The organism is Xanthomonas sp. WCS2018Noco2-27 (assembly GCF_031843525.1).
Lineage (GTDB): Bacteria > Pseudomonadota > Gammaproteobacteria > Xanthomonadales > Xanthomonadaceae > Xanthomonas.
Genome location: NZ_JAVTIK010000003.1, coordinates 301,449 through 313,992, shown reverse-complemented (window position 1 = coordinate 313,992; position 12,544 = coordinate 301,449). Strand labels below are relative to the sequence as shown.

Genomic DNA, 12,544 nt, shown 5'->3' with positions numbered 1-12,544 from the left:
CCTAGGGATCATGCGCACTGCAAGCCTCATTGTGGTTGGGTCATTACGCTCACGGCGCATCGCAGCGGCTGCTATCGGCATCGCCGGCGACCGGCAGATGTTGCGGCTGCGGTGCCAGCACTTCCCACTCCTGCACGGCAAGCGCGGCGTAACTGTCCGGGCCGCCGGAGGCCTCCATCACCAGACGCACGCAACGCGTGGTGACTGCTGCAAACGACACCGCCTCGAAACGATCGGTATGGGTGCCATAGCGGTCGCGCGTGCGCACCGGATGCCACTGCCCGTCCTGGCGGTATTCCAGGTGCCAGCGCGCTGGCGGCGCCACACCGATCTGCGCGCCGGGCGGCTGATCGGCCCAAAACACCACGCGGGTACGGTCCAGGGTGACCGGCTGCGCCCAGCTGTATTGAATCCATTGTTGCGGTGGATTGTCTTGCGTCCAGCTGCCCCACAGTTGCGGCGGCAGCGGATTGGCCTTGACCACACCATCGTTGAGCGCAGCCATCCAGTACTGCAGCGGAATCTGCGGCCCATTGGACGCAGTGGCCACGGCGGACGGCGCCTGATTGCGCTGTGGCGGCAGCGCCGGCTGCGGGCGCCGGGTGGGGACGACGGTGCGGATGCCGGCCGGCTGGGTGCTGTCGTCCCACTGCAGCCGATCGATCGCCACGCTGCGACGGAAATGCCCGCCGCCCTGCGCATCGGCGGTGTGATAGACCAGATACCACTGCCCCTTGAAGGCGACGATGCCCGGATGCGAGGTGGTCGAGGACACCGGCGGCAGCACGATGCCGCGATAGGTCCACGGCCCCAGCGGCGTCGGCGCGCTCGCATAGGCGATGCACGCGTGATACAGCGTGGGCGTACATGCCGAATCGCGGCCGGCATTGTTGGCCGCATACGCCAGGTAGTAGGTGCCATTGCGCTTGAACAGCCAGGGCGCTTCGAAGTAACCGCCGAGCCTCTCCACCGCTACAGGCGTGCCCTTGAAGGTCACCATGTCGCGCTCCAGCTCCACCCCGAACAGCGCGCCGAACGTGCCCCAGTACAGATACACCCGGCCATCGTCGTCGACCAGCACGGTGGGGTCGATGTTCTGGATGGCGTTGCGGTTGGGCACCGACTGCGACACCACCGGCCCTTGTGGATGGGCATCGGTCCACGGACCAAGCGGACTGTCGGCAACCGCCACGCCGATCGCGAACGGATCCGGATTGGGCGCGTTGCGCTGCTGTACCGGCGCATACAGGTAATAGCGGCCATCGGGCCCCTGCACGATCTGCGCAGCGTAGGCATAGCGCTTGTCGGCCCAGGTGAATACCTGTTGCGGACGTAGCAGGTCGCGGTAATGCGTCCACTGCCCGCTGGCCGGGTCGCTGCTGACGAACATCTGCCAACCAGGCATGACGAAATCGTTGCGGTTGGGTGGCGCGGTGTCGCGCCCTGCCAGGATGTACAGCTTGCCGTCGGCCACCAGCGCTGCCGGGTCGGCCGAATAGGTACTGCCGTCGGCGAGGATCGGGTTGCCCGGTGCATGCAGCTGCACGCCCTGCGGTGGCAAAGCGTCGGCGGCCAGCGCGGCAACCGTAGCAAGCGACAACACAGCGGCCAATGCCAAGGTGCGGGCGACACTAACGGTCATGGGGTCGATTCCTGCGGCCGGGTCGGCGTGTTGGCTGGCTTGATCTGCACGCTGAGCGGAACCGACACCACCCCGGTGGGCGCACGCCCCTGCGCGGTGCCGGTCAGGCCGATCTGCCCAGGTTGCGCGTAACGCGCGGGCGCCAGCGCCGGCCATTGCACCGGCAAGCGCTCGCGCGAGCCGTCGTTGTATTGCACGCTCACAACGCTCGGAAGCGTGGGCGCCTGCCCCACCACGGCACTTACTTCGGGCAAAGCCTGCACGGTGTTGATCTGCGCTGGCGGCGTGGCGCGCACCCAGACCGTGGCCTTGATCGGAAGCACGCCCTCCACCAGCCCCTGCAGCTCCACCGCACCTTCGCCGCCCAGCCGCTGCAGCGACAGATCCGGCCACTGCACCGCCACCGGCAGCACGCTGCCATCGGCAAAGAAGGCGTCGACCTGCTGCGGCAACACCGGCAGCTGGCCGGGTGCGGTGCGCAGATCGATTGCCTCCACGCGCGTGGGCAACTCTGCGTGCACCTGCCATTCGTCCACGCCGATGGGCATGCGCCCGTCGGCGCCGGACTGAGTGCTAAGCACCGCACGCACGGCGGTGGTGATGACCGGCGCAAAGCGGGCCGTGCTGGCGGCGCCAATCGCAGCGGTGGCAATCGGGTAGCCGCCATCGGCGACGATGTCGTGCCAGCGGCCGTTTTGCAGTGCCTGCAATGTCCAGCTGGCAGGCGCGGCCACCCCGCCACGGGGCTGGTCGTTCCAGAAGTAGAGCGTGCTGGATGACAGACGCACCGGCAGCGGCCACTGGTATTGCAGCCAGATTGTGGCCGGTTGCTCGCTGCCGTAACTACCCCAGCGCCGGCTGCCCTTCGGCCTGCTGCCCACTGCGGGGATGAAACCGTCGTTGAGCGCCTGCACGCGGTACTGAGCGCCGGTGAGCTGCGCGCTGACCGTGGCCAGTTCGTGCAATGGCACGCGCTGCAGCACCGGCGCGGCGGCCGCGAGCAGCTGCACATCGGCATGACCGTCCAACGCGCCGTCGTTGGCCGCCAACCGCACCGTGTACGCACCCGGGCGCGTAAAGCGCACCGCGGTCTGCAGCGCGGCAGCATCGGCGAATACCGCATCGCCACCTTCCGGGCCTTGCAGCATCTGCCAGCGCACCTGCAACGCTGCGTTGGGCAAGCCGTCATCGCCGACCCGGCCGTTCACCATCGCCGCGCCGTCGGCACCAGCACCGGCATCGTCCAGCTGCCACGCTTGCACCTGCGGCGGCGCGTTGCCGCCAAACGCAGGCGCGGCCAGGCCGCTGTCGAACACCTGCAGTTCCTTGATGCCGGTGCGTGCGCCGCCGGCATGGGTCACCAGCACGCGCAGCGCCTGCGTACGCAGCGCCGGAAAGCGCACCCGGTTGCGGTTGCCTACGGCGACCGCCGCATCGCGCACCTGCCCCGGAACGGTCTTCCAGTTGCCGGCACCATCCTGGTACTGCACGACGTAGATCCACGGCGCGGCATAGCCGGGATAGGTGCCGGACGCAAAGCCATGCTGCACGCCGCCAGGCGAGGAGCTGCGATAGAAATACAGCACCACCTGATCCACTTGCCGGGGCCGGCCCAGATCCAGGGCGATCCAGTCACTGGCAGACGGCGAGCCGGCAGTGCCCCAGAACGGCGTACTCGCCGTGCTGCCGTCCACCGCCGCAGCGGCGGCAAAGCCTGGCGCGGCAAAACTGGCAGTGACCTGTGCGCCTTGTGCAAGATTGTGGTTGGCAGTGGCCGGCAGCGTCACATCCACGCCGGCCTTGCTTAGCAGTTCGGCGATGTGCGCATCCGCAGCGATCGGCACCCGCGCCATCGACGCCAGCTGCGCCGGATGCGCCTCCAGCACCTGCGCCGTGCCGTTGCGATTGACCGCATCGGGCGCCGCACTGACCTGCCCGCTGGCCGGGTCGTAGATCACATGCGCAAGCCGGTCCACGCGAAACGCCAGCGTGCCATCCAGATAGACGCTGTAGCCCTGCGGTGCCCTGCCCGCGTAATGGCGCCCATCGCGGTCCCAGACAATGCTCAGATTGCGATCGCGGTAGCGCAGGTTGTCGGCGGCAAAATGGTCCCAACCGATGTCGATGGGATATAGCTCGATCTTGTCGTCGTTGCGCGGACGCAGGCCCATCGCATCTTCGATCATGGTGAAATTGGTCGCACCCAGCTGGGTGTGGTGAATCCACGAGCGGTACGCGATCTTGCCGCCATTGCTGGCGCTGCCCTTGGCCCAGAATTCGTTCTGATCCGGATAGCGGTTGTCGCCGTCGATGTAGGACGCCCATGCGTTCCAGTACAGCAGCGTGCGGTAGCTCTGCGCGCTCAGAAACGGGCTGGGGTAATCGCGCAGCGCCTCGCCGAGCAGGCGGAATGCAACCGTCGCGTTGATGGTGGAAAAATTATTGCTGCCCGCATCGGCGCCACTGCTGCGCGCTTGCAGATCGACCTGATTGGCGGTGTAGAAGGGAAACAGCGGGTACTGCGCTGCATCGGCAAACAAGCGCAAGGCGCGCGCATATTTGGGGTCGTGATCGGCATCACCCTGCTTGGGCATCAGCCCCACGCTGAAGGGGTAGTAGTTGTTGGTTTCCTTCCAGTCCACCGGCAGGCGCGGCCCCTTGGCCTGGCGATGTTTGAGCAGCTCGCCGTGCAGGCCCACCGAATCGGCGCTGTCGCTATGGTCCTGCCACAAGACCTCCAGCACCGCCTTGCGAATGCGTTGCGCGGTGGCCTGCATGCGTTGCGCGGTTGCGCTGTCGCCGGCCAGTTGCGCCGCCTGCGCCGCTGCCTGCGCGTTGGCATAGACGTAAGCGCTCTCGGTGCGATCCATGCGGATTTCGCCGTGCTTGGCCGCCCAGTCGAACGACACCGCATCGGCGTCGTTGCCGGTCATCGCCGCCCAGTCGTATTCGATCAAGCCGTTGTGGTTGAGATCGTAGGCAGCCAGCACGCCGTCCACATCGCCGCTGCCGTAGCGGGCCAGTTTTGCGGCCAGTGCCGGCGGGCCGCCATGCAGCTGCATCGCGCGCCATGCGGCGGCGGTGATGTATTGCGCGTACGAGTTGGACCAGTTTTCCGGCGAGCCGGGATTGTCGGTGTACTTGCCGCCGCCCGCGGTCTCGCCTGCGCTGAGCCAGCTGCCGTACGCGTAGCTCGGGTCGCGCAGATATTTCAGATCGTCCAGAAACATGCCGGTGGTCAGCACGATGGCGTTGTTGTAGCCCAGCACGCCCTCGATGGCGACCGGAAACTGGTAATCGTTGCCCGGCACGTTGGCATCGAGAAAATTGAAGCGCAGCGTCCACCAGCGATAGAACAGGCTCTTGGTGATGTTCTCATCCGGCGTATCCAGATACGGCACGTTGTCCACCCACCAGCGGTTGTAGCTGGCAACGTGCTCCTGGTAGGCCTGCTGCGGCGACTGCGCAACGATGCGGGCGTACTCGGCCTGCGCCTGCGGCAGCTCGTGTGTGAGCAGGCCCAGTTGCAGTTTCAGCGCTGGCGCCTCGCCGCTGGCCGGCACCGCCACCTCGCGCACCAGCTGGTTGCCGTCTACCCGAAAGCCATCGCCGGACAGGCGCGGAAACACCGTGGTGATCGCGTTGTACGCTTCGAAGGCGCCGGTCAACGCATTGCCATCGGCATGCTGCGCCAGCGGCGACAGCGCCTGCACCGACAACGTATGCGCCGCGCCGTCCAGGCTGGACAGTACGATGCTGGCCACCGCCACATTCTGCTCGGTGATGTACTTGACCAGGCGCATCCGCACGCCCGCGTTGGCATCCTCGAACACGGTACTGAAATAGCTGGGCGTCTGGCGACGTTGTTGCGAGCGCTCGGTCCACTGCACCGCACGCTCACCTTGCGTGGAAAGGATGCGCAACAGCGCGTCGTAGTCGGTGGTATGCCAGTACGCCACCTGGCCGACGAAGCCGGGAATCTCGGGGTGATGCGTGGCCATAAACGCCGCGCGCCCACGCGTAAATAGCCAATCGTTCTCGTCATCGAAACCGCCACCGGTGCCTTCGCGCACCAGCATGCGATCGATCCAGAAATCGTTGCCCGCGGCCTGCCCTGCCCCGCGCGCGCGATCGGCCGCGTAGATCCGCGCCAGCTGCCCACCAGGTGCCAAGGCCACGCCGCTGTCGGGCAGCGGATGCTCCAGCCCATGAAAACGCGGATCGCCGATCGACGCATTGGCCTCGGCCACCGGTGCCTCCTGCATGTCCTTGGCGATGCCTAAGGGCATGCCAACGACTGCACCCGCGCAGAATACGGTGGCGGCACCGGATCGCAGCGCGGCGCGCAACCAGCGTCTATGCCGGCACACGAATGTCATCAAAAAGGAACGACGCATGGAGCGGCTCTCTGCAAGGTGCGGGGCATTGGAATGGTCTGTCTGCGAGCAGCGGCACGCACCACACCGCTGCTGCGACCACCATGCGCTGAAAGAAGAGCGACCAACCCACCGATTGTGCTCACCGCCAGGTAAGCGCGCACGATGCTCGGTGCAGATGGAGCACTTGGACATGCAGGTTCCTTCGCACCGTGCACGCTCCGCTGAAGGCCGCTCGCCACATCTCGTTCACCGCTGCACGCCTCGGCAGCGCCTCCACTGCGCGGCAGCTCTCTTGACGTGCCGGCAGCCGATCAGCATAGGCGCCCGCGACAGAGCACGTTGCGAGAATGCGAAGCATGGCGCGGCCATACGAACCTCGCGTGATTAGTGCAGGCGTGCTGCACGGCGCCCGCCATCGGCGGCGGGAATGCTCCAACGCGATACCGGCGCCGCGTGTAGCGCTCAAAATTCCACACGCAACCGGCTCCAGAAGAAGCGACCCAGAGTGTCGTAGGTGGTCGCGTCGGTATTGGCTGCGTTGGAGTAGCTGTAAAACTGCGGTGGTGCGCGATTGCCCAGATTGTCCACACCCAAAGCGAGCGTGCTGTGCAAGGACGCCAGCTTGCGGCTCAGCGAAACGTCGTGATAGACCACCGAGCCGATCGGGAAATAGCGGCAGCTGCCATCGGCATTGGTGTCGGCGCAGAAGTTGTCGTACTGGCTGCCGTTGACGGTGCGGCCCAGGTAACGGGTGTTCCAGCTCGCATGCCATGGGCCCTTGTCCCAGGCCAGATTGGCCACCGCGCGCCAGCGCGGCATATTGCCCCAGCTGGAATTTTCGCCGACGTAGTTGTGCGTTTCGCCAGCGAAGCGAAAATCGGAAAAGAAGGTCGCATCCAGACCGGCAGAAAAATCACCCCACGCGGTATCGGCCAGCGTGTAGTGGATGCCCGCATCGTAGCCACGGATATCCACCTTGCCGCTGTTGTAGGCGAACGGTACCGACACGCGCGTCAGCTGCCCGGCTGCGTCGCGCTGGATCAGCGGGCAGAACGCTGCTTCGCTTCCATCGAAGCAATCGTTGACCACTTGCTGCTCGCCAACGCCAGACAGCATGTCATCCAGCACCACGCGCCAGCTGTCCACGTTGAGCGACAGGCCGCGCACCTGGTCGGGGTCGTACACCACGCCGATGTTGTAGGAGCGGCCACGCTCCGGCTTCAGCTGGAAACCGAGATTGTTGGCGCCGGAGGTCACCACGTTGAACTGCGCGGTATTGGTGAAGCTGCCATCGTTGGGTACGTTGGCGCAGGCCGGATTGGGCGCGGCGCCGGCATAGCCATTGCATGGGTCCTCGAAATCGCCGGTGGTGTCGATTACCGCGTTATAGGGCGAGCCATACAGATCGCCCAGCGCGGGCGCGCGGAATACCTGCGAGCCGGTGGCACGCACCAGCAAATTGGCGATCGGCCGCCATTCGAGAGCCACCTTGCTGTTGGTCGTGTTGCCCCAGGCATCGTATTTGGAATAGCGCGAGCCCAGATTGAGATTCAGGCTGCTGGCAAACGGCACGTCTTTAAGCAACGGCACCAGCAACTCGGCATAGGCCTCGCGCACCGATTCGTCGCGGCCCTGCCGGAGGATGCAGCCATCGTTGTAATCGCAGTTGCCGTCGGCATCGGCGGCGGCCACCTCGCTGGTGGTGCCCTGTGCGAATTTGTTGGTGCGATAGACCAGACCCACCGCTGCCTGCACCGCACCGGCGGGGAGTTTGAACAGATCGCCGTTGGCGCTGATGTCGACAAAACGCATCTGGCTCTCGTCGATCAGATCCACCGGCCGCTGGGTGCCGCGTAGCGCCGCGATGGTGGCCGGATCGCTGGGGTTGAAGATATTGATCGGCGTACAGCCGGCGATCACCGCACCGGGCGCGCCGCACTTGACCACCCCGTCGCTGTCCAGGAACGAGGCACCGGTGGCGTTGTTCAGCGCCGAGGTGATGGAGAAGCCCGTGCGTACCAACGTGTCCTTGTAGCGTGCGTAGCCTGCGGCCGCATCCCATTGCCAACTGGTGCCTTCCACGCGCCCGCGCAGGCCGGCCACGATATTGGTCTGGAACATCGTCGCGGTATAGACGCGCGTATTGGCCTGGGTGGAGCGCAACAGATAACGGTCCAGCTGATCGCCGAACGGGTTGTAGTAATTGCTGGCCGCATCCTGCATCTCAATGCCGAACGCATCCAGCCGCGAGGTGGTCTTGCTGCGCGTCCAGAACACGTCCATATACCCCTGCACGTTCGGAGTGAATTCGAAACTGCCGTGCAGCGATGCGTTGGTGCGTTCTATCGGGGTAATCAGGTATTGCGCGTCGTAAACGTTGTAGCTGTCTGTCGCAGGCTGGTAAGGACGAAATGCAGTGGCGTCGACCGGTCCGGGCGGCACACCGTCGGCCGGAGTCAGCCTGCGTCCATCGCTCAGGAATGCGCGCGTGTTGCCACCACGGATCTCGCTAACCTGCCCGTCGAGAAACTCCACCGCCCTGGCGGCATAGCTGCGATCGCGGTTGAACACCGGATTCATCGAATTGCGGCTGAGCCCAAGGATCACCCCACCGCGGTCCCAGGTCTTGCCCCACTCCAGGCCCAGCGTGCGGCTGTTGGCATCGCCATGCGTGCTCTGGGCGTAATCGACCGTGGCGGCAAAGCCGTCGTACTTGTCCTTGAGGATGATGTTGACCACCCCGCCGATCGCATCGGAGCCATACACCGACGAGGCACCGTCGGTGAGCACTTCCACCCGCTCCACCATCGAGGCCGGAATGGCGTTGACATCCACGCCCGGTGCCGACGCCACGCTGCTGGCCGGTCCCGCCATGCGGTGGCCGTTGACCAGCACCAGCGTGCGCTCGGGTCCCAGATTGCGCAGTGACACCAGCGCACGGCCATGACTGAAACCGGAGTTGAGCGCAGGGCCAGGCATGAACCCGGACATGGCCGGGAGTTGTTGCAGCAACTGGCCGAGCGTGCTCTTGCCGCTATCTTCGATGCGCTGCCGGTCGACCACAATGACCGGGCTGGCAGTCTCGGCATCCACGCGGCGCAGATGGGTGCCGGTGACGTTGATCTGATCCAGGGTCTGGGTGACATCGTCGTCGGCACTGCGCTGCTGTGCGAGCGCCGGCACGGCAACGATGGACAAGCCCAGGACGATCGCCTTGACCAGCGGGTGACGTCTGGAAACGAGGCACTGCGACAGCATGGCGGAGCAGCTGGGCGACATCGGAATTCCTTGTGCTTTCATGGGGACAACGGCCAACCTGCGCGCACGGCCAAGCCGCACTGCAACAGCGCAAGATGAGAGATCGATCACGACAAAGACGACACCAGCGAACTGCCGTACGAAACGGCACTGGCCAGACAGGACGGCGACGTTGCTGCTCTCCCCCTGAGAGCACGCGACCAAGAATTGCAGGCCACGCAGAAAAAAGCTTGCGACAATGCCGCGCTGGCGTCTTGACGAATTTATCCGGCACTCGTGCGGAAATTCACATGCTTTTGCCATAATTTCGACACAAAGCACGGTGACACATGGCAAGCGGTTATCGCGTACACCTGATACATGCCGGATCGCATGCACGCGCCTGATGGCTACGCGGTCGCGGGATTGCTCGCTTCACGCCCAGCGTGATGGCAAGACCACTGCACACGCCCTCAAAAGTAACCTTGTTGCCGCTAGCGTTGTAGACGGCGATCGGTGCCGATCGCCGCGCTCAGATCGCGCCGCGTGTCGATGACGGCATTGCAGCGACGTGCGTCACACGTACCAGGCCTGTACCTGCACCGCTGCGACGCCGTGCGACACCGCCACCCGATCCGCATGCGGGCCTTGCAGACGCGCCGGTTGTCCATCGACCAGTACGCGTTGCAATCGCGTGCCGGTTGGCGCACGCAGCGTGAGCCAGGTGCGCTTGGGAGCGCGCTCGGGCAGTTGCACCTGTGCATCGATACGGCGTGCAGCGGTGTCGGTCCGCAAGGTCAGTGTGACCGTGCCCCAACGTGTCGGCGCCGCAGTAACACCGACCGCCTCGCCGCTGGCCAGCCATGCACGCGGCACTGCACGCGCCAGAAACAACTGCTCGCCCGCGCTGTCGTCGCTGACCAGCATCCAGCGCAACAACAACGGGATGGTCATTTGCGCCGGCATGCAGAACAACGGCATGCCGCCGGTGATGCCACTGACTTCGCCCGCCGTCCAGCTGCCACGCGTGTGCACCTGATAGCGGTGCGCGTAGACGAACAACAGATACTCTTCGATGCGATCCAGCCGCAGCAGCTGTTGCGCATACCCGTAGGAAATAAACCCCAGCAGATCGCGGCTACCCGGCTCCGGTGGCGCGATATTGGCCACCACGCCGATGCTGGTGCCGCCGTGGCCGCGCAGGCAGTCGATCACCAGATGGGCGAGGTCGTCCGGCAACACATCGGCCTGCAGCAACTCGGCGTAGACGCGATGCGGCCACTGCTGCTCGCTGGGTTTTTCCTGCAGCAGCGATTGCCGAAAGGTCAGCGTGGTGCCCGGCAGCGGGCCGACATACGGCGGCGACAGATCGCGGCGCACATTGGCACGCAGGCTGGCTTCCAGTCGTGTGCGCAACTGCTTCGCGCGGCGCTGCCATTGGCTTGCCTGTGCCGCATCGCCACCGAGCGTGCTCCAGACCTGCGCGATGTCCTCCCACCCGCGAATGGTCAGCGCGCTGTTGGCGTAATACGGCTTCCACCATAGCGATGGATCGGGAAACAGGCACGCATCCGATTCGTTCCAGCCATGCAGCAGGCCGTGCCCGGACGCATTGCGGGGCAATACCAATGCCTGATCGTGCAACGCGCACAACACCTGCGCGGTGGCCGCAATCTTGGGCAGCAATCGGCGCAAGCGCAGCGCATCGCCGGTATAGCGCAGATAGCGCGCCAGCAACGACAAGGTCAGACCGAACTGCCCCACTTCCGGCCCACGCATGTTCGGCAGGCCATCGTCCTGCACGAACGCATCGAAATAGTTGTCGAGTACAGCAGCAGCCTGGGCAAAGCGGCCCCATTCCAGATTGGCGTAGAGCGAACTGGTAAAGGTGTCCTGAAAGCCATCGTACTCGTTACCGTAGTAGTCGCGCTCCACCGCGCCGTACTTCGGGTAATCGCCACCCGGGCGCACCACCAGCTCGCGCGCGAACGCGAATTGCGCCATGTCATTCCAACTGGCATCGGGTAGTTGCGCCTGCACCGTGCCGTCCAATGCCTGTTGCCAGTACGCCGCGAAATCGATCAGCGCCGCATAAAACTGCTCCGCGGTGGCCGGCGTGCGCAGCGTGCCGAATGCGGGATAGCTGTGCGTGTAGTGCACCGCCACGATCTGCCCGCCGCGGACCTGCATGGTGCGGTGCCAGGTTTGCACCACAAAGCGGTCGGGCGCGCGCACATCTGCGAATACCAGCACGTCGTACCAGGCGTCGGCCTCGCCCTCGCGGCGCATCACCTTACGCACCGCCGGCATCCAGCCACCGAGCATGCCTTCTTCGCGCCGTTTGATCAGCGCCTCCTCGCCAAGTTCGGTGAAGGCATGTTCCGGCCGCGAGGTGCGGCTGCGGCCGTTGGGCAAGATCGGCATGGTGTCCAGCGCTTCGCGCGTGCCAACAAACGTGGTCCACGGCCAGCGCCCACCGTTGTCCTTGGGATCCAGCAACGACGCCGGCGGTGGTGCGACATCGCGCACCTGCGCCTCGTCCGGCTCGCCGTCACGCAGCAAGCGATCAGCAAGCAGGTCGGCGTCGGCCATGGCGACCTGCGCCAGCGACATGCCGAAGTACGGCGCCCCTGCCGCCGGGTAGGCAGCTTCGGTGCGTTTGTCCAGGCGCAGCATGCCGCTGTCGGTCCACAGCGTGAGCTGGCCTTGCGAGTCGTCGAGCTGCTCGTAGACGGTCCACTGTTGCTGCAGGTGCTCAAAACTGCACAGCTTGCTGCCCACCTGCGCGGCTGAAGGCAGTGCCTCCAGGCGCGGCCGTAATGCTGCAGGCGCCGCCGCCGCGCTGGCCGACACCGCGTGACCCGCCAGCGCAGCGCCGGCCCCCACGGCCGCGGTCGCTGCCATACCTTGCCGCAGAAAGGTTCTCCGGTCCATCGTCGTGCCCTTGGGTGGTCGTAACCGCATCCTGCGCGCATGCACCCGCCACGTCTTGTGGCCGTGGTCCGACGCGGGTGCGGAAATCTGCATACAGACCGATTCACTGGCATGTGCGCGGTGGTGCCTGCTGCGGCCTTACGGCATGCGCGCAACACTGGGCCCTTGCAAGATCTGAGGCATGCATTGGCGCCGGCGGACTGGCTGTGTTGCTTGGCTCGCTGGCATCTTGCATGCCGCATAGCCGATGCGTTCCGCTGGCTGCGTTGCTTGGCTCCCTGGCATCTTGCATGCCGCATAGCCGATGCGTTCCGGCTGCGTTACATCGCAATCGATCATGTATGCCGACGAT

At 65.3% G+C, this 12,544-nt stretch carries 4 protein-coding genes; all 4 read right to left on the bottom strand.

All coding sequences use genetic code 11. The features are described from left to right. Positions 1-49: 49 nt before the first annotated feature. The 4 genes from RQH86_RS08975 to RQH86_RS08960 all read right to left on the bottom strand — a co-directional run bounded on the left by RQH86_RS08975 (position 50) and on the right by RQH86_RS08960 (position 12,192). A complete protein-coding gene (locus RQH86_RS08975; RefSeq protein WP_311240016.1) occupies positions 50-1,642 on the bottom strand; it encodes a family 43 glycosylhydrolase in 1,593 nt (530 codons plus the stop codon). Further along, positions 1,639-6,039: an Ig-like domain-containing protein gene (locus tag RQH86_RS08970; protein ID WP_311240015.1), complete on the bottom strand. Its 4,401-nt coding sequence runs from the start codon at positions 6,037-6,039 to the stop codon at positions 1,639-1,641. Before RQH86_RS08970 ends, RQH86_RS08975 begins: the two co-directional genes overlap by 4 nt. A 444-nt stretch (positions 6,040-6,483) precedes the next feature. Then, complete coding sequence (locus RQH86_RS08965) at positions 6,484-9,300, bottom strand: TonB-dependent receptor (RefSeq protein WP_311240014.1); 2,817 nt, start codon at positions 9,298-9,300, stop codon at positions 6,484-6,486. Between the two features lie 534 nt (positions 9,301-9,834). Then, entirely contained in the window at positions 9,835-12,192 is a 2,358-nt protein-coding gene (locus tag RQH86_RS08960) for a Tat pathway signal protein (RefSeq protein WP_311240030.1), read from the bottom strand. Positions 12,193-12,544 lie beyond the last annotated feature (352 nt).